This is a genomic window from Streptomyces sp. NPDC054872, assembly GCF_053610705.1.
Genome location: NZ_JBSGYY010000017.1, coordinates 110,539 through 127,712, shown reverse-complemented (window position 1 = coordinate 127,712; position 17,174 = coordinate 110,539). Strand labels below are relative to the sequence as shown.

Here is a 17,174-nt window from a genome sequence, read left to right as displayed (position 1 = left end):
CGGGGGATGACTTCACACGACGGAGAATCCGAGGTGAGCGAGCAGGACCTGCTCGCCGCCCGCCGCCGGTCCGCCGCCCTCGGCGCCACCCGCACCCTGCACCGCTTGTCCGCGCACCTCCCCCTCGCGGCACGGCTGTCCGCGCTCGCGGACGCGGCCTCGGAGGTCGTGGACCCGGACGAGCCCGTCGACATCTACGGCAACGCGGTCGTCGCGCGCCTGGAGGACGAGGTCGCGCGGCTGCTCGGCAAGGAGTCCGCCGCCTTCTTCCCGACCGGCACGATGGCCCAGCAGGTCGCCCTGCGCTGCTGGGCGGGCCGCACCGGCAACGCGACGGTCGCCCTCCATCCCAAGGCGCACCCCGAGGTGCACGAAAGGGGCGCGCTCTCCGCGGTGAGCGGGCTGCGCACGGTGCATCCGACGAGGGAGCCGCGGCTGCCCACGGCCGACGAGGTGCGGGACTTCGATGAGCCCTTCGGGACGCTGATGCTCGAACTGCCGCTGCGGGACGCCGGTTTCGTGCTGCCGACCTGGGAGGAGCTCGAAGAGGTCGTGGAGGCGGCCAGGGAGCGTGACGCCGTCGTGCACTTCGACGGTGCGCGCCTGTGGGAGTGCACACCGCACTTCGACCGCTCCCTCGCGGAGATCGCGGGCCTCGCGGACACCGTGTACGTGTCGTTCTACAAGTCCCTGGACGGCCTGAGCGGCGCGGTGCTCGCGGGCCCGCGCACCCTGGTCGACGAGGCGCGGACCTGGCGTCACCGCTACGGGGGCCTGGTCTTCCAGCAGTTCCCGGCCGCCGTCGCCGCTCTGCTCGGCCTGAAGAACACGCTCCCCCGGCTTCCGGATTACGTCAGCCACGCGCGCGTGGTCGCCGACGCGCTGCGCGAGGGGTTCGCGGCCGCCGGGGTGCCCTGGTCGCGCGTGCACCCCGAGCGGCCGCACACGCACCAGTTCCAGGTCTGGCTGCCGTACGACGCCGAGGCCCTCAGCGAGGCGGCGCTCGGCCAGGCCGAGGAGACCAAGACCCAGTTGTTCGGCCGGTGGTTCCCGGACGGGCCGCCCGGACTCTCGGTCACGGAGGTCACCGTGACCGAGGCGGGCCTGGAGTGGACGTCCGACGACGTCAATGATGCGGTCGCGGAGTTCGTGCGACGGATCCCCGGATGAGCCGGGCCACGGCGGCCCGGAGCCTTCCGTGGGCGGGGCGTCCCTCGACGACGGCACGGAAGCGGCCGTAGTCGCGTATCTCGCGGACGACCTGCCAGTCGTGACGGCCGGGGGCGGGCGGGGTGCGTTCGTCGTGCTGGACGGCGCGGTAGCTGTCGAGCAGGTACTGCTGGGTGATGCTCATGACGGTTCGCCTCTCAGAACAATTGTTACTTATCGGGCACCCCTGGGTCGACGGGAAGCAAGAGTCGGCACCAGGGGGTGGAGACCGGATCCGGTGGAGTCGTGTCCGGCCCTGTCACCACAGACTGCTCCCGCCGTCACGCCGTCGTCGCGCCGATTGACACCGGGCGTCAATCGGCGGCCGGCATGTCGGTGGCACGGTGCACGATGGGTCCATGAGCGTGCACATCGAGATCGCGGGCCTGCCGCAGGAGCGGATCTTCTTCGACCCTTCGCCCCTGGCGGAGCTGGGCGTCGCCCTGCACGCGCTGGCCGAACCGGGCCACCACCCGGGGCTGCACGGCTGGGCCACGGCGACCACCGCCGGCCTCAAGCCGGACCTCGCCGACCGGCTGTGCGAGGCCGACTTTCTGTGGCGGAACACGTTCTCGGACGTCTTCATGCCGTTCGCCGGGGTCGTCGACGGCGACGGCAGGCCGGGCGCCACGCTCACCGACGAACTGGACCTCCTCGACCGCCTGGACGACGAGCGCTTCGTCATGGCGGCCCTGGAGTTCACCTGCGGCACGACGTACAACGAAGGCGGGCCCTCGCCGCTCACCGACCCGGTCCGGGGTGCCCGCGCCCTGGAGCTCGCCGCCACGCGCGGCACGCGGCAACTGGACTTCGCCGAGCGCCTCCTGACCGATCCGCACACCGTCCGGGCCTGGCTGCGCCGCCTCCTCGAGGACTGCGACGAGGCATTCTTCGCCGACACCTGGCGGCGGGTGCACGTTCAACTGGCCGCCGACGCCCGGCACAAGACCGAAGTCCTGCGCCACAAGGGCCTCGCCGACATGCTGTCCACGGTGTCGACGGCACTCTCACTGGACGAGGACGGCCACCGCATCACCGTGGACAAGCTGCCCCAGGGCACCACGACAGCCCTGGACCACACGGTCGGCACGGGCCTCACCTTCGTGCCGTCGCACTTTTCCTGGCCGCACCTGATGGTCCTGCACGCGCCCGGCTGGCGACCGGTGATCCACTACCCCGTGGCCTCACCCGAGCTGACAAGCCCCACGTCCGTGGAAACCCTGGAGCGCAGGCTCACCGCGCTGGCTCACCCCGTGCGCCTGCGGCTGTGCCGCAACATAGCCCGCGCACCGTTCACCACCGGCGAGCTGGCCCACGCGAGCGGCCTGAGCGCTCCGGAGGTCTCCCGTCACCTCACGGTGCTGAAGAACGCGGGCCTGGTCACCACACGGCGGCGCGGCCGTTACGTCCTGCACCAACTGGACGTCACCGTGGTGGCCCGCCTGGGCAGCGACTTCCTGGAGGGCATCCTGCGCTGACCCGCCCTGCCCCGCCTCGCCCCGCCTTGGCTCCTCAGCCCCCGTCCGCCCCCGTCAGGCCCCGCCGCCGCCCGCCCGCACCAGGCCCGTCTCGTACGCCAGGACGACCACCTGCACCCGGTCCCGCAGGCCGAGCTTCGTCAGGATGCGCCCCACATGGGTCTTCACCGTGGCCTCCGAGAGGACGAGCCGCGCCGCGATCTCCCCGTTGGAAAGACCCTGGGCGACCAGGATCATGACCTCGCGCTCACGGTCGGTGAGCCGCTCCAGCTCCTTGTGCGCGGGCTGCCCGCCCGCGTTCGGCAGCATCGGCGCGAAGCGGTCCAGAAGGCGCCGTGTCGTGGACGGCGCGACCACCGCGTCACCGCTGTGCACGGAGCGGATCGCGGCGAGCAGCTCACCCGGAGGGACGTCCTTCAGCATGAAGCCGGAGGCGCCCGCCTTCAGCCCCGAGAAGGCGTACTCGTCGAGGTCGAAGGTGGTCAGGATCAGCACCTTCGGGGGGTTCTCGTCCTGGCAGATGCGCCGGGTCGTCTCCACGCCGTCCAGTTTCGGCATGCGTACGTCCATGAGCACCACGTCGACCTCGGTCGTCCGCAGCGCCTGGAGTGCCTCGACCCCGTCGCCCGCCTCCGCGACGACCTCCATGTCCGGCTGTGCGGCGAGCACCATCCGGAACCCCGTGCGCAGCAGCGCCTGGTCGTCGACGAGCATGACGCGGATCGACATCAAAGGCCCCTTCGTGAATGTGCTTCGTGAGTGTGCTTCGTGCAGGTGCTTCGTAAGCGAACGGATGTGGCGTACGTGGTCAAGAGCGTATGGCGTGGACGTTTCGGTGACAGGTGTCAATTCGCGGGCTTGAGCGGGAGAAGCGCACTGATGCGGAAGCCGCCGCCCGGCCGCGGCCCCGCGTCCAGGGTGCCGCCGACCATGCCGACGCGCTCCCGCATGCCGATCAGGCCGTGCCCGCTGCCGTCCGCGCCGCCGTCCTCGTACAGCTCGTGGGGCGCGCCCTTGCCGTCGTCCTCGACGAGCAGCCCCAGGCCGTCGTCGAAGTAGACGAGGCGCACGCTCGCGCCGGTGTTCTCGCCGCCGTGCTTGCGGGTGTTGGTGAGCGCCTCCTGCACGATGCGGTACGCCGTGAGCTCGACGCCGCTCGGCAGCGGGCGCGGAGTTCCCTCGACCTTGAAGTCGACCGGCAGGCCTGCCGTGCGCACCTGCTCGATGAGCTCGTCGAGCTGCTCGACGTCGGGCTGCGGGACGTACTCACCGCTCTCCTGGTGCTCGCCGGTCCGCAGCACGCCCAGCAGCCTGCGCATCTCGGCGAGTGCCTGCCGCCCGGTGCCCGAGATGGTCTCCAGGGCCTGCTTGGCCTGCTCGGGGGCCGCGTCGAGGACGTACGCCGCGCCGTCGGCCTGGACGACCATCACCGAGACGTTGTGCGCGACGACGTCGTGCAGCTCGCGCGCGATCCTGGCCCGCTCGGCCGCCACCGCGACCTTGGACTGCGCCGCCCGCTCCTTCTCCAGGCGGTCGGCGCGCTCCTCCAGCTGGGCGAAGTAGGCGCGGCGGGTGCGGATGGAGTCGCCGAGCACCCAGGCCAGGGCGAAGGGCACCATCTGGAAGATCGCGAAGAAGATGCTGCCGAAGGTACTTATGCTCTCCTCCGGCCAGCGCAGCGACGACAGCGGAGCCGCGCACAGGCCGCCCATGAGGGCGAACCGCGAGGCCCATTTCGTGCCGTCGGCCGAGGCCGTGTAGATGATCACCAGCATGGCGAAGTCGGCCGGCATCGTCTTGACGTCGAAGATCAGCTGGGCCATGCCGAGCACGGCGGCGAGCACCAGCATCTTCTCGGTGTACCTGCGGCGCAGTGCCACCACGACGGACATGCCGACGACGACGAGGGCGGCCGGGACCGCCGGGTCATGGCCTTCCGCGTCGGCCATGGTGACGAGGCCAAGCCCGGAGACCCCGAGCAGGACGAGGGCCCAGAAGCCATCGACCCCGGTCGGGTGTCTGCGGAGGAAGTCATAGACGCGCTGCACGTAACCCAGCGTAGGCAGCGGGACGGCCCTCCGGGGTCAACCGGAGGTCCGATCCGTACCGCTCGCGTGTACTCCCCAAGGTGGAGGCCCGCTTAGCCTTCTCGCGTGACGAACGAGGTGCCAGGTGAGCGGAAAGACGCACGGCGTGGCTGGCGGGAGGCCATGGAAGCCGCTCTCTACGGGCCCGGCGGCTTCTATCTGCGCCCCGAGGGACCCGCGGGACACTTCAGGACGTCGGTGCACGCCTCGGCCCATTTCGCGGGCGCGGTGGCCCGGCTGCTGTGCCGGGTGGACGAGGCGCTCGACCACCCGGACGAGTTGGCCTTCGTCGATCTTGGCGCGGGGCGCGGCGAGTTGACCGCGGGCGTCCTCGACGCGCTGCCCGCCGACGTGGCGCCACGCGTGCGTGCCTGCGCGGTCGAGCGGGCCGCGCGCCCGGCGGGACTCGATCCGCGCGTCGAGTGGCGCGAGCTGCCGCCCACCGGGGTCACCGGCCTGCTCTTCGCCAACGAATGGCTCGACAACGTCCCGCTGGACGTCGTCGAGGTGGACTCCGAAGGCCTGGCGCGGCACGTGCTCGTCGGCGACGACGGCAGCGAGTCCCTCGGCGACGCGGTGGAGGGCGCGGACGCCTCCTGGCTGGCGCGGTGGTGGCCGCTCGCCCCGGAGCCCGGCCTGCGCGCCGAGACCGGCCGCTCCCGGGACGAGGCGTGGGCGACGGCCGCGGCGACGCTGACGCGCGGCCTCGCGGTCGCCGTGGACTACGCGCACGACCGTGCCGCGCGGCCGCCCTTCGGGACACTGACCGGCTTCAGGGAGGGCCGCGAGACGGCGCCCGTCCCCGACGGCACGTGCGACATCACCGCCCATGTGGCGCTCGACGCGTGCGCGCTGCCCGGAGCCCGGCTGCTCACCCAGCGGGCGGCCCTGCGGGCGCTCGGCGTGAGCGGCGCCCGCCCGCCGCTCTCCCTGGCATCCAGCGATCCGGCGGCGTACGTGCACGCCCTCACGCGCGCGGGAGAGGCGGCCGAACTGACCGCCGAGGGCGGGCTCGGCGACTTCGGGTGGCTGATCCAGCCGGTCGGCATCCCCGACCCGCTGGAGGCTTGACCGGCCTGCTACTTGTGGATACCGGCCCGCTACTTGTCGATGTCGCCGACCACGAAGAACAGCGACCCCAGGATCGCCACCATGTCGGCGACCAGCTGTCCCGGCAGCAGTTCGGCCAGGGCCTGGATGTTGTTGTAGGACGCCGAGCGGAGCTTCAGGCGGTACGGGGTCTTCTCGCCCTTGGAGACCAGGTAGTAGCCGTTGATGCCCAGGGGGTTCTCGGTCCACGCGTACGTGTGGCCCTCGGGGGCCTTGAGCACCTTCGGGAGGCGCTGGTTGACCGGTCCCTGGGGCAGCTCGGCGAGCCGCTCCAGGCAGGCGTCGGCGAGGTCGAGGGCGTTGTGGGTCTGCTCCAGAAGGCACTCGAAGCGGGCCAGGCAGTCGCCCTCCTGACGCGTGACGACCTTCAGGGTGTCCTGGAGCTCCCCGTACGCGAGGTACGGCTCGTCGCGGCGCAGGTCGAAGTCGACTCCGGAGGCACGGGCGATGGGGCCGCTCACTCCGTAGGCGTGCACCGCCTGAGGGGACAGCACTCCGACGCCGCGCGTACGCCCCCGGAAGATCTCGTTGCCGAGGACGAGCTTGTCGTAGACGTCCATGCGGGAACGGACCGACGCGACAGCCGCACGCGCGCGTGCGGCCCATCCGGCGGGCAGGTCCTCCTTGAGGCCGCCGACGCGGTTGAACATGTAGTGCATACGGCCGCCGGAGATCTCCTCCATCACGTTCTGGAGCTCCTCGCGCTCCCGGAACGCGTGGAACACCGGGGTGATCCCGCCCAGTTCGAGCGGGTACGAGCCGAGGAACATCAGGTGGTTGAGGACGCGGTTCAGCTCGGCGAGGAGCGTGCGCATCCAGACGGCGCGCTCGGGCACCTCCATGCCGAGCATCCGCTCCACGGCAAGGACGACGCCGAGCTCGTTCGAGAACGCGGACAGCCAGTCGTGCCGGTTGGCGAGCACCACGATCTGCCGGTAGTCACGCGCCTCGAAGAGCTTCTCCGCACCGCGGTGCATATAGCCGATGACCGGCTCGGCCTGCTGGATCCGCTCGCCGTCGAGTACGAGGCGCAGCCGCAGCACGCCGTGCGTGGACGGGTGCTGCGGGCCGATGTTGAGCACCATGTCGGTGCTCTCCGCGGCGCCGCCGATGCCGAGCGTGGTCTCCGTCGTGGGGCTCATGCGCGCATTCTCTCGTACGCGCGCACATACGCGACTGTCACGTCGGCTACGTACGCTTGAGGCATGGAAACGGGGACGGCGGGACCGGCACGTCCGGCGCGGCCGGGAGAGTCAGACGCGGAACCGGTGTGGACCGGGCTGCCGCGGGGAGTGCTGCGGATGCGGCGGCTGCTTCTCGTGGTGTGGCTCGTGCCGCTCGCGGCGGCCGTCGGGGTGCTCCTGTGGATCTTCGCGGGGCCCCCGTGGGCGGCGTTCGCGGCCATCCCGCTGGCCTTCGTCGCGTGGGGCTGGCCGATGCTGGGACGCAACTGGCGCTCGTGGCGGTACGCGGAGCGGGTGGACGACCTGCTGATCAGCCGGGGCGTGCTCTGGCGCGAGGAGACGGTCGTCCCGTACGGCCGGATGCAGCTCGTCGAGGTGACGTCGGGGCCCGTGGAGCGCTACTTCGGACTGGCCGGGGTGCAGCTGCACACGGCTGCCGCCGCCACGGACGCCCGCATCCCCGGTCTCGTCCCCGAGGAGGCGGAGCGGCTGCGCGACCGGCTCACCGAACTGGGCGAGGCCCGTTCGGCGGGGCTGTGAGCGGCGTACGGGAGGTCGCGGGGCAGGAACACGCCCCGGGCGTCGAGGTCGTACGAGAGCGGCGTCTGCACCCCGTCACGCCCCTGCGCCGGGCCTGGGCCCCGGTCGCGGTCCTCGTGGGCTTCGCGGTGCACGACCCGGGTGGCACGCAGCGGCGGGTCTCCGAGCTGCCCGTGACCGGGCTGCTCGCCGGTGTCGCCGTCGTCCTCCTGGGCGGCGCCTGCTACGGCTTCATGAGCTGGTGGTTCACGCACTTCGCCGTCACCGACACCGAACTGCGCATCCGCACGGGCCTGATCTTCCGGCGCACCGCGCACATCCGGCTCGACCGGCTCCAGGCGGTGGACGTGACGCAGCCGCTCGCGGCCCGCATCGCGGGCGTCGCCAAGCTCAAGCTGGATGTCGTCGGGACGGAGAAGAAGGACGAACTGGCCTATCTGGGGCAGGAGGAGGCCTCTTCCCTGCGGGCCGAACTCCTCGCGCGCGCGGCCGGTTTCGCGCCCGAGACGGCCCACGAGGTCGGCGAGGCGCCGGTCAACAACCTGGTCCACGTACAGCCGCGCATGCTCGCGATCGCCCTGCTGCTGACCGGCACGACGTGGGGCATGCTCGTCGCCACGCTCATCGTGCCGCCCCTCCTGTGGTTCACCACCCACAACCTGTGGACCGTTCTCGCGACGGGACTGCCCATGCTCGGCGGCGCGTTCGCCGGCAGCGTGGGGCGGTACATCGCGGAGTACGACTGGAAGGTGGGCGAGTCCCCCGACGGCCTGCGCATCGACCACGGACTGCTCGACAAGGCGCACGAGACGGTGCCCCCGGGACGCGTGCAGACGGTGCGCGTCGTGGAACCGTGGCTGTGGCGGCGGCGCGGCTGGGTGCGGGTGGAACTGGATGTCGCGAGCTCGTCCAACGGCGTCCTGGTCCCGGTCGCGCCGCGGGAGGTCGCGGAGGCCGTGATCGCGCGCATCCTGCCGGGGGTGCGGGTGCCGGACGCCGCCGAGCTCGTCCGCCCTCCCGCGCGGGCCGCGTGGTGCCTTCCGGTGTGGTGGAAGGGGTACGGCCTGACGGTCACGGACACGGTGTTCGCCGCGCGGCACGGTCTGCTGCGCCGCCGCCTGTCCCTGGTCCCGCACGCGAAGGTGCAGAGCGTGCGGCTCACGCAGGGGCCCTGGGAGCACTTCAAGGGGGTGGCTGACGTGCACGTCGACACGGGCGCCGACAAGACGGTGACGGCGCGGTTGCGGCCCACGGAGGAGGCGCTCGCGCTGCTGTCCGCGCAGGCCGAGAGGTCGCGTACGGGGCGCAGGACGGCGCGGCCCGACCGGTGGATGGCGTGACGGCCTGACCGGTGGATGGCGTGACGAAAGGGCTTCTGCCCCGGCCCCGCCCCCGACGGTAGGGCCGAATCGTCAGCCCGTCCGGCGTTGGAGGACGAACTCGGCGGAGCCGGTGATGACGGCAACCAAGGCCCAGGGGCCCGCCTACGCCCGCAGCGCCGTCCGCAGCTCCGCCACGTCGATCTGCTCGGTCTCGTCGTGCGCCGTCAGGTCGATGACCTGGCCCACGCCCCGCGCGGCGTCGTCCTGCGGCGCGTTCTTGAACTCGGCCTCGGACTCCGCCTTGTGCACGGCGAGTGCCTCCTCGCCCACGACGTCCGCGAGGTCCACGTTCTGCACGGACTCCAGCGCGCCGGCGGCCGCCTCGCTCTTCGTGCCGAAGAAGTCGAAGCCGCCCTGGGCGGTCTGGCGTCGCCTCTGCGCGGGCGGCGCGACGGCGACCGCGCGCTCATGCCCGCCGTACCCCTCGGCCGCCCCGGACTTCCCCCGCGCTTCGTCCCCGTCCGCGCGCTGCCGGGAGGCATCGCCCTCGGGGGAAGGCTTCGGAGTCAGCCGGTCGAGCGCCATGTTCGCCCTGTCGTACAGCGACGGGGGCGCGATCGACCCCGGGCGCACGACGGGAGCCGGCGCCTCGACTCGGGCCGCGGGCTCCACGCGCGTGGGGGCCGGCGGCAACGCCCGCGCCGGGGTGGACGCCTCGATGGCGAGCAGCCGACGGCCCTCGAGGGCGCTCGCGCGCTCGGTCTCCGCCGTCGCGTACCGCCGCAGGAGCGCCGCGTGTTCGTTGCGCAGGGCGGCGAGCTCGGCCCGCTTGGAGCGCAGCTTCGTCTCCAGACGGCCCCGGATCTCGCGGGACTCGTCGAGGTCGGACTCGCACTCGGCTATGCGTTCCTCGTAACGCCACTCGTCGCTCTTGCGGGCCCGGCCCAGCTCGGCGACCTGCTTGCCGGCCGCCAGGTCCCAGCGGCGCATGACGACCGAGCCCACGACGGCAGCCGCGGCCGCGGCCGCGGCGAGGCCGCGGAGCACGACGGGTTCCGCGAACAGCCAGGCGCCGCCGGCGCAGACAAGGGAGAGACCTGCGACCGTCGAGGGAGGAAGCAGCCTGTGCAGGGGTGGGGAATGGCGGTGACGTCCACGTGGCATGGCCAGAAACTTACCGCGCGTAGGCGAACTATGGTGCCCCGCCCGCCAAAATGAGAGCGTCACAGCGCTAACTCCCCACCCTTCACGGTCCTCTTCGGCCACTCAACTCCACTTTCGGCCGTGCTACTTCGAGGATGCCCCGTCCGGCCGGCTCTACTTCTTGATCAATCCCTTCGACTCCAGATACTCCTTGGCGACATCGGCTTCCTTCTGCCGCTCCACATCGACCTTCCGGTCGAGTTCCGCGAGATCTTCCGTCGTCAGGGTCTTGGTCAGCTTCCCGAGCGCGTCGGCTATCTCCTTGCCACCCGCTTCCTTCGCGTTCACAACCGGAAGGATGTTGTCCGCGTTCTGCAGCTTCTTGTCGTCCTCAAGGGCCACAAGTCCGAAGCTGTCGAGCGTCGCGTCGGTGGTCGTGGTCAGCACCACCTGGTCCGTGCCGTTCTTCACGGCCTGCTTGGACTGCGTGGTGCCGACACCCTTGGGGTCGATTCCCGCGACATCGATGCCGTACGTCTTCTTGAGTCCCGGAGCGCAGAACGGACGCGACTCGCATTCGTCGCTCGCGGCGATCTTGACCTTCTCGCCGGACTTACCGAGATCCGAAAGCGTCTTGAGCTTGTGCTCCTTCGCGTATTCCTTGCTCACCGCGAACGCGTTCTGGTCGACCGCCCCGCCGACGGGCAAGACCTTCAGGCCTTGCGGTTCCGCGAGCTTCTTCAGCGCGGCCACCGTGGCGTCCACGTCATTCGAGGCGACCGGCTTCGCCTTCGGGCCGTTCTTGCCGAGGTTGAGGAACTCCGCGAGCGTCGCCGCGTATTCGGGAGCGACATCGATCGAGCCCTTCTTGAGCTCGGGTTCGTACACCTCGCGGTTCTGGACGGTCTTGACCTCGGCGTCGTACCCGGCGTCCTCGAGGACGCCCACATAGAGCTCGGCGAGCACCTTCTGCTCGGTGAAACGGGCCGACCCGACCACGACCTTGCCCTTGCCGCCCGCCTTGTCCCCTTCGCCCTTGCCGTCCTTCTCCAGGCTGTCCCCGCCGCACGCGGTGAGCCCCGCGGTCAGCGCCACGACGGCCACGGCCGCCCCTGCCATCCGTCGTGCGCGACGCGTTGTGCTGTTCATGGGTGAACCACCATTTCGAAAGACCCGGGCAAACTGGAAAACTTGGGGATCTCGGGAATCACCGCGCGACCCCCGACCGCCCTCGCATGGGACTGAACACCTTCCCCGCCACGACGAGAACCACCTCCACGAAGAGCGCGAGAAGCGCCACAAGGAGCGCGCCCGCCACCACCTGGGGCGTGTTCTGCAGGTTGAACCCGGCGGTGATGATCCGGCCGAGGCCCCCCTCGCCCGCCATCGCGGCCAGCGTCGCCGTGGCGACGACCTGCACTCCCGCGGACCGCACGCCGGTCATGACCAGCGGGTACGCGAGGGGCAGTTCGACCCGTACGAACAGTTGGCGGCCACTCATGCCCATCCCCCGGGCCGCCTCCACCACCGCCCGGTCGACCTCCCGCATCCCGATGTACGCGTTGGTGAGCAGCGGCGGCACCGCGAACAGGACGAGCGCGATCAGCGTCGGTATGTCCCCGTGCTCGCCGAGCGGGGTGAGCGTGAGCAGCACGAGCACCGCGAGCGTCGGCACCGCGCGGCCGATGTTCGAGATGTTCACCGCGAGGGCGCCGCCCTTGCCGATGTGGCCGAGGTACAGGGCGATCGGCAGCGCGATCAGACACGCGACGGCGAGGCAGACGCCGCTGAAGTAGAGGTGCTCGGCGAGGCGGTGCCACACCCCCTTCTCGCCCTGCCAGTTGGCACTCGTGGTCAGCCAGTCGTACGCGCCGGTTATCGCGTTCATGCAGGTTCAGCCACCTTGGCCGTGCGTTCCGCCGGGGCGGGACGCTTCGTACGTATGCGATGGACGCGGGTCCACGGCGTCAGCCACCGCTGGAGCGCGAGGAGGAGCAGGTCGGCGACGACCGCGAGGACCACGCAGAGCGCGGACGCGGTGAGCACCTGCGCCTTGAAGGTCGTGTCGAGGCCGTCGAGGATCAGCGATCCGAGGCCTCCGTAGTCGACGATCGCGCCGACCGTCGTCAGCGCCACCGTAGAGACCGTGGTGATGCGGACTCCGGCGAGCAGGGCGGGCAGCGCGAGCGGCAGTTCCACCTCCCACAGCAGCCTCAGCGGTCCGTACCCCATCCCCTTGGCCGCGTCCCTGGCCTCGTCCGGGACGGCCTGGAGCCCCGCCAGGATGTTCCGCACCAGGATCGTCAGGGAGTACAGCACGAGGCCCGTGACGACCAGCGACGCCGAGAGACCGAAGAACGGCAGGAGCAGCGAGAACATCGCGAGCGACGGAACGGTGTAGAGCACGGTCGTCACGCCGAGGATCGGCCCCGCCAGGAAGCGCCAGCGCCGGGCGAGCAGCGCGAGCGGCAGCGAGACGGCGACGCCGATGGCGACCGAGGCGGCGGTGATGCCCACGTGCTGCACGGTGGCGTCGATCAGCTCCTGGCTGCGGGAGCGGACGTACTCCCCGCAGATCCAGTCGTTCGTCACCAGACAGTTCTCTTCGCTCATCCCGCCCCACTCCCCCCGAGTCCCGTTTCCTGAGGCCGTCTGGCGACCCTAACGCGCAGCACCGACAATCGCCGAGACTCGTCGTACTGGCGCAACATGGGCTTTACACAACGCCCGCAACAATGGGGAATCATGATCCGGTTCGAGCACGTCACCAAGCGGTACGAGGACGGCACCACGGCCGTCGACGACCTGTCCTTCGAGGTCGCCGAGGGTGAACTGGTCACGCTCGTCGGCCCGTCGGGCTGCGGCAAGACGACGACGATGAAGATGGTGAACCGCCTCATCGAGCCGTCCGAAGGCCGGATATTCGTCGACGGCGACGACATATCCACCACCGATCCGGTGCAGCTCCGGCGCCGTATCGGCTATGTCATCCAGCAGGTCGGCCTCTTTCCGCACAAGACGGTCCTGGAGAACACGGCGACCGTCCCGCACCTGCTCGGCGTGAAGCGCGGCAAGGCCCGCGAGCGTGCCGCCGAACTCCTCGACCTGGTCGGCCTCGACCCCGCCGTCTTCGGCGACCGCTACCCCGAGCAGCTCTCCGGAGGACAGCGCCAGCGGGTCGGTGTGGCCCGCGCGCTGGCGGCCGATCCGCCGGTGCTCCTGATGGACGAGCCGTTCGGCGCGGTCGACCCCGTGGTGCGCGAGCACCTGCAGAACGAGTTCCTCCGCCTCCAGCAGGCCGTCCGCAAGACCGTCCTCTTCGTCACGCACGACATCGAGGAGGCCGTCCGCCTGGGCGATCGCATGGCCGTCTACGGAGATGGGCGCATCGAGCAGTTCGACACGCCCTCGACGATCCTGGGCGCACCGGCCAACGCGTACGTGGCGGACTTCGTCGGCGCGGACCGCGGCCTCAAGCGTCTCTCCGTGACGCCCATCGAGGAGGGCGACCTGGAGCAGCCTCCCGTCGTGCACCTGGACGACCCGCTGCCCGCGCGGCTCGACGCCCAGTGGGCGGTCGTCCTGGACGGCGAGAACAATCTGCACGGCTGGATCTCCGCCGAGCACGCGCACGGCGGCAAGGGCGCCGTGCGCGATCACGCCCGCCGCATGGAGGCATGGCTCCCGGTGGGCGCCACCCTCAAGCAGGCGTTCGCCACGATGCTCCAGCACGACGCGGGCTGGATCGCGGTCATCGACAAGGACAGCGAGGGCCGCTTCCTGGGCGTCCTCACCCCGGCCCGGCTGCACGAGGCGCTGCGCAGGTCGACGGCGGCCGACGCGCGCGACATCGCGCGTGGGGAGGTCGAGTTGGAGACCATCACGGCTGTCGGCAAGTCCTGAGGCGCTTCGGCAAGTCCTGAGGCGCTACTTGCCGTTCAGCCGCCCGCTGATCCACTCCAGGGTCGCGGGGATCTCCCGGCGCCAGGTGTTGAAGTTGTGCCCCCCGCTGTCGAGCGTGATGGACGAGACCCTGGTGGGCGACTTCACCTTGCCGATGAACTTCTCGGTGTCCGCGAAGTTGTCCTCTCCTTGTCGGCTGGTGGTGACAAGGAGGGACGTCTCGGGCGCCGGCATGTGGTCGAGGTACCACATGAGGTCGGCACGCTCCTCCAACTCCTTGTCGCCGTGGAAGAGATCGCCCGTCGTCACGTCGATGGGCGCCTTGTAGTACGCGGAGAGGCCCGCCCCCGCGGCGTACACGTCGGGATGGTGCAGGGCGAGCTTCAGGGCGCAGTAGCCGCCCGTGGAGTCACCGATGACGCCCCAGCTGCCCGCGGTACGGCCCACCCGGTAGTGCTCGGAGATGGCGCCCGGCAGGTCCTTCGCGAAGAACGTCTCGGCCTGCGGTCCACCGGGGATGTCCACGCACTCGGTGTCGCGAGGCGGCGCCACCGTGGGCCGCATCATGACCAGGATCATCGGCTTCATCCTGTCCCGCCTGGCCAGCGAATGGGCGGTCTGCGGGTAGTGCAGGCCCTTGATCAGCGCCTCGGCGGTGCCCGGGTAGCCGGTCAGCACGACGGACACCGGGAACGTGCGGTTCTTGTACCGCGGCTGGAAGTACTCGGGCGGCAGGTAGACGTACGCGGGGCTCGCTATGTCCGCCTCCTTCCCGCTGACGACCACCTTCTGGATCTGGCCGCCGGTCGACGGCCTGCCGCCGCCGGGCACGTTCACGGTCCGGGTGCCGCGCACGTCGACGGGGGAGCCGCCCTTGGCGGGATCGTGGTCGACGACGACACCGGGGCTCGTCTCCTGGCCGAAGAGGTCCGCCCACGTGGCATAGAAGCCGAACGCCTGGTTGGCGGCGAGGCCGACCGAGGCGAAGATCGCCAACTGGGTGGCGATGAGCAGCCCAACGCGCCCGATGACGGTCCGCCAGGACTGGCGGGCCAGGCGCGGCCAGAACCAGACCGTGCCGATGAACAGCAGGACGGCGAGGAGAACCGCCAACACGAGGAGCTTGTTGCTCGTCAGACCCATGGAACGTTCTGCCTGCGCTTTCTGCCTGTTCCGAAGTTCTTTTCCGGCGGTTTTCCGGTCGGGAGTGAACCCGACTCCCGGAAGGACCGTCCTAGAGGGCGCAATGTCGCCGGATGCCGTTTTGGTGCCGGAATCAAGGTCTCTCGCAGAACCACGGGATGCGATGTCTGTCAGGATAGATGCGGAAATGTCGGGTGGGGTTCCGGACAGTGAGGGCAGCCGCCCCGAGGGACGGCGCCGTACCGGCGGGCTCCGTGACGGCATCCACAGCGGTTTCAGTCGGCTGTTCCGCGGCCCCCGCCCCGAGTCCGTGCCGACCCTCGTCGCCCGCGCCTGCACCCTCGTGGGCCTGCTGAACATAGCCGCCGGCGTCTTCCCGCGCTTCCGGCACAGCCGCATGCACGCCATCGCCGAGGTCCTGCCCGGCGCGCTCGGCCCCTTCGCCGCCGCGCTCGCGCTCAGCTCCGGCGTCCTCCTGCTGCTTCTCGCGCACGGCCTGCGCCGCCACAAGCGGCGGGCGTGGCGGGCCGCCGTGGTGCTGCTCCCGGCCGGTGCCGTCGCGCAGTTCGCCTACCGGCACTCGGTCATCGGCGTACTGATCTCGCTCGCCCTCCTGACGCTGCTCCTTCGCCACCGGGGGGAGTTCGCCGCGCTGCCCGACCCGCGCAGCCGCTGGCGCGCGCTGGCCAACTTCGTGCTCCTCGGGGCCGGTTCCATCGTCCTCGGCCTGGTGATCGTCAGTGCCCACCCGGGCAAGGTCATCGGGGACCCGAGCATCACGGACCGCCTCGCCCACGTCCTGTACGGCCTGTTCGGCTTCGAGGGGCCCGTCGACTACTACGGACGGACCTCCTGGACGGTCGCCTGCTCGCTGGGCGCCCTGGGCCTGCTCACCGCCATCACCACCATCTACCTGGCCTTCCGCCCCGAGCACCCCGCAGCGCGCCTCACCGAGGACGACGAGGCCAAGCTGCGCACCCTGCTCGACAAGCACGGCGCCCGCGACTCCCTGGGCCACTTCGCGCTCCGCCGCGACAAGGGCGCCGTCTTCTCCCCCAGCGGCAAGGCCGCGGTCACCTACCGCGTCGTCTCCGGGGTGATGCTCGCGAGCGGCGACCCCATCGGTGACGTGGAGGCCTGGCCCGGCGCCATCGAACGCTTCATGGACGAGGCCAAGGCCCACTCCTGGACGCCCGCCGTGATGGGCTGCTCCGAGACCGGCGGCGAGGTCTGGACCCGCGAGACCGGCCTCGACGCCCTCGAACTGGGCGACGAGGCGGTGGTCGACGTGGTGGATTTCTCCCTGGCCGGGCGTGCGATGCGCAACGTACGCCAGATGGTCAAGCGGATCGAGCGCAATGGCTACGAGACGCGCGTACGGCGCGTGCGTGACCTCGGGGAGCGGGAACTGGAGCGGATACAGCGCGCGGCCGACGACTGGCGCGGCACCGACACCGAACGCGGCTTCTCCATGGCGCTCGGCCGCATCGGCGACCCGGACGACGGCGACTGTCTGATCGCCACCGCCCACAAGGCCGACGACGAACCGGGCCCCTACGGAGACCTCAAGGCCGTCCTCCACTTCGTCCCCTGGGGCAAGGACGGCGTCTCCCTGGACCTCATGCGCCGCGACCGCTCCGCCGACCCCGGCATGAACGAGCTGCTCATCGTGGCCGCCCTGCAGGCCGCCCCGAAGCTCGGCATCGCCCGCGTCTCGCTCAACTTCGCGATGTTCCGCGCGGCCCTCGCCCGCGGGGAGAAGATCGGCGCGGGGCCCGTACTGCGCGCCTGGAGGGGCCTGCTCGTCTTCCTCTCCCGCTGGTTCCAGATCGAGTCCCTGTACAAGTTCAACGCGAAGTTCCGCCCCCGCTGGGAGCCCCGCTTCGTCGTCTACCGCTCCTCCAAGGACCTCCCCCGCATCGGCTTCGCGGCCATGCAGGCCGAGGGCTTCGTGACCCTCGCGATGCCCCGCGTCCTGCGCCGGCCGGGCACACAGCGCCGCCCCTGCCCGCACCGGACCGCAGAGCGTGAGGTCCGGGCGGCGTAGTGCCCGCC

General features: G+C 71.0%; 16 protein-coding genes. 7 read left to right on the top strand and 9 right to left on the bottom strand.

Going from position 1 to position 17,174, the window contains the following annotated elements; genetic code table 11:
• The first annotated feature begins 6 nt into the window (after nt 1-6).
• Complete coding sequence (locus ACWGIH_RS22385; protein ID WP_453444698.1) at nt 7-1,170, top strand: threonine aldolase family protein; 1,164 nt, start codon at nt 7-9, stop codon at nt 1,168-1,170.
• Here ACWGIH_RS22385 and ACWGIH_RS22380 read toward each other — a convergent pair.
• Nucleotides 1,127-1,354: a hypothetical protein gene (locus ACWGIH_RS22380; RefSeq protein ID WP_453444696.1), complete on the bottom strand. Its 228-nt coding sequence runs from the start codon at nt 1,352-1,354 to the stop codon at nt 1,127-1,129. The genes ACWGIH_RS22385 and ACWGIH_RS22380 overlap by 44 nt on opposite strands.
• Before the next feature lie 220 nt (nt 1,355-1,574).
• On the opposite strand from ACWGIH_RS22380, the gene ACWGIH_RS22375 reads away from it, so the two are divergent.
• Nucleotides 1,575-2,687 (top strand): DUF5937 family protein, encoded by a 1,113-nt coding sequence (locus tag ACWGIH_RS22375; RefSeq protein WP_453444758.1) that lies wholly within the window; start codon nt 1,575-1,577, stop codon nt 2,685-2,687.
• A gap of 54 nt (nt 2,688-2,741) precedes the next feature.
• Here the strand turns inward: ACWGIH_RS22375 and ACWGIH_RS22370 are convergent, their stop codons facing one another.
• Both ACWGIH_RS22370 and ACWGIH_RS22365 read right to left on the bottom strand, forming a co-directional pair.
• On the bottom strand, nt 2,742-3,416 hold the full coding sequence (locus ACWGIH_RS22370) for a response regulator (protein WP_453444694.1): 675 nt from the start codon (nt 3,414-3,416) through the stop codon (nt 2,742-2,744).
• A 116-nt stretch (nt 3,417-3,532) separates the two neighbouring features.
• Complete coding sequence (locus tag ACWGIH_RS22365; protein ID WP_453444693.1) at nt 3,533-4,735, bottom strand: sensor histidine kinase; 1,203 nt, start codon at nt 4,733-4,735, stop codon at nt 3,533-3,535.
• Nucleotides 4,736-4,897: 162 nt separating this feature from the next.
• Here ACWGIH_RS22365 and ACWGIH_RS22360 point away from each other — a divergent pair, with 162 nt between their 5' ends.
• Nucleotides 4,898-5,845: an SAM-dependent methyltransferase gene (locus ACWGIH_RS22360; RefSeq protein WP_453444757.1), complete on the top strand. Its 948-nt coding sequence runs from the start codon at nt 4,898-4,900 to the stop codon at nt 5,843-5,845.
• A 29-nt stretch (nt 5,846-5,874) separates the two neighbouring features.
• Here the strand turns inward: ACWGIH_RS22360 and ACWGIH_RS22355 are convergent, their stop codons facing one another.
• Nucleotides 5,875-7,026, bottom strand: a complete 1,152-nt coding sequence (locus tag ACWGIH_RS22355) for an NADH-quinone oxidoreductase subunit D (protein ID WP_453444691.1) — start codon at nt 7,024-7,026, stop codon at nt 5,875-5,877.
• Nucleotides 7,027-7,089: 63 nt separating this feature from the next.
• Between ACWGIH_RS22355 and ACWGIH_RS22350 the strand changes: the two genes are divergently transcribed.
• The gene (locus ACWGIH_RS22350; RefSeq protein WP_453444689.1) at nt 7,090-7,608 is read left to right on the top strand and encodes a PH domain-containing protein; all 519 of its coding nucleotides are present in this window, start codon (nt 7,090-7,092) and stop codon (nt 7,606-7,608) included.
• Nucleotides 7,605-8,948 carry a PH domain-containing protein gene (locus ACWGIH_RS22345; RefSeq protein ID WP_453444688.1) on the top strand — a complete coding sequence of 448 codons (1,344 nt, stop codon included), beginning with the start codon at nt 7,605-7,607 and terminating at the stop codon, nt 8,946-8,948. The genes ACWGIH_RS22350 and ACWGIH_RS22345 overlap by 4 nt, the downstream gene beginning before the upstream one ends.
• A gap of 144 nt (nt 8,949-9,092) precedes the next feature.
• On the opposite strand, the gene ACWGIH_RS22340 is transcribed toward ACWGIH_RS22345, so the two are convergent.
• From ACWGIH_RS22340 to ACWGIH_RS22325, 4 genes are all read right to left on the bottom strand, one after another.
• Nucleotides 9,093-10,094 (bottom strand): hypothetical protein, encoded by a 1,002-nt coding sequence (locus ACWGIH_RS22340; protein ID WP_453444687.1) that lies wholly within the window; start codon nt 10,092-10,094, stop codon nt 9,093-9,095.
• 153 nt (nt 10,095-10,247) lie between these two features.
• Nucleotides 10,248-11,222: an ABC transporter substrate-binding protein gene (locus tag ACWGIH_RS22335; RefSeq protein WP_453444686.1), complete on the bottom strand. Its 975-nt coding sequence runs from the start codon at nt 11,220-11,222 to the stop codon at nt 10,248-10,250.
• A 58-nt stretch (nt 11,223-11,280) separates the two neighbouring features.
• Nucleotides 11,281-11,961, bottom strand: coding sequence for an ABC transporter permease (locus ACWGIH_RS22330; RefSeq protein ID WP_453444684.1), 681 nt, complete (start codon nt 11,959-11,961; stop codon nt 11,281-11,283).
• Nucleotides 11,958-12,686, bottom strand: a complete 729-nt coding sequence (locus ACWGIH_RS22325; RefSeq protein WP_363210601.1) for an ABC transporter permease — start codon at nt 12,684-12,686, stop codon at nt 11,958-11,960. Before ACWGIH_RS22325 ends, ACWGIH_RS22330 begins: the two co-directional genes overlap by 4 nt.
• A 132-nt stretch (nt 12,687-12,818) precedes the next feature.
• Between ACWGIH_RS22325 and ACWGIH_RS22320 the strand changes: the two genes are divergently transcribed.
• Nucleotides 12,819-13,976 carry an ABC transporter ATP-binding protein gene (locus tag ACWGIH_RS22320; RefSeq protein WP_453444683.1) on the top strand — a complete coding sequence of 386 codons (1,158 nt, stop codon included), beginning with the start codon at nt 12,819-12,821 and terminating at the stop codon, nt 13,974-13,976.
• A 24-nt stretch (nt 13,977-14,000) separates the two neighbouring features.
• Here ACWGIH_RS22320 and ACWGIH_RS22315 read toward each other — a convergent pair whose 3' ends face one another.
• Nucleotides 14,001-15,119 carry an alpha/beta hydrolase gene (locus ACWGIH_RS22315; protein ID WP_453444682.1) on the bottom strand — a complete coding sequence of 373 codons (1,119 nt, stop codon included), beginning with the start codon at nt 15,117-15,119 and terminating at the stop codon, nt 14,001-14,003.
• Between the two features lie 187 nt (nt 15,120-15,306).
• Between ACWGIH_RS22315 and ACWGIH_RS22310 the strand changes: the two genes are divergently transcribed.
• Nucleotides 15,307-17,166, top strand: a complete 1,860-nt coding sequence (locus tag ACWGIH_RS22310; RefSeq protein WP_453444680.1) for a phosphatidylglycerol lysyltransferase domain-containing protein — start codon at nt 15,307-15,309, stop codon at nt 17,164-17,166.
• Nucleotides 17,167-17,174: the final 8 nt, after the last annotated feature.

Excerpts from the sequence above, each read along its gene's own strand:
- ACWGIH_RS22320 (WP_453444683.1), top strand. The coding sequence starts at position 12,819 with ATGATCCGGTTCGAGCACGTCACCAAGCGGTACGAGGACGGCACCACG.
- ACWGIH_RS22335 (WP_453444686.1), bottom strand. The coding sequence starts at position 11,222 with ATGAACAGCACAACGCGTCGCGCACGACGGATGGCAGGGGCGGCCGTG.
- ACWGIH_RS22330 (WP_453444684.1), bottom strand. The coding sequence starts at position 11,961 with ATGAACGCGATAACCGGCGCGTACGACTGGCTGACCACGAGTGCCAAC.
- ACWGIH_RS22340 (WP_453444687.1), bottom strand. The coding sequence starts at position 10,094 with ATGCCACGTGGACGTCACCGCCATTCCCCACCCCTGCACAGGCTGCTT.
- ACWGIH_RS22385 (WP_453444698.1), top strand. The coding sequence starts at position 7 with ATGACTTCACACGACGGAGAATCCGAGGTGAGCGAGCAGGACCTGCTC.
- ACWGIH_RS22355 (WP_453444691.1), bottom strand. The coding sequence starts at position 7,026 with ATGAGCCCCACGACGGAGACCACGCTCGGCATCGGCGGCGCCGCGGAG.
- ACWGIH_RS22310 (WP_453444680.1), top strand. The coding sequence starts at position 15,307 with ATGTCGGGTGGGGTTCCGGACAGTGAGGGCAGCCGCCCCGAGGGACGG.
- ACWGIH_RS22370 (WP_453444694.1), bottom strand. The coding sequence starts at position 3,416 with ATGTCGATCCGCGTCATGCTCGTCGACGACCAGGCGCTGCTGCGCACG.
- ACWGIH_RS22380 (WP_453444696.1), bottom strand. The coding sequence starts at position 1,354 with ATGAGCATCACCCAGCAGTACCTGCTCGACAGCTACCGCGCCGTCCAG.
- ACWGIH_RS22350 (WP_453444689.1), top strand. The coding sequence starts at position 7,090 with ATGGAAACGGGGACGGCGGGACCGGCACGTCCGGCGCGGCCGGGAGAG.
- ACWGIH_RS22315 (WP_453444682.1), bottom strand. The coding sequence starts at position 15,119 with ATGGGTCTGACGAGCAACAAGCTCCTCGTGTTGGCGGTTCTCCTCGCC.
- ACWGIH_RS22325 (WP_363210601.1), bottom strand. The coding sequence starts at position 12,686 with ATGAGCGAAGAGAACTGTCTGGTGACGAACGACTGGATCTGCGGGGAG.
- ACWGIH_RS22360 (WP_453444757.1), top strand. The coding sequence starts at position 4,898 with ATGGAAGCCGCTCTCTACGGGCCCGGCGGCTTCTATCTGCGCCCCGAG.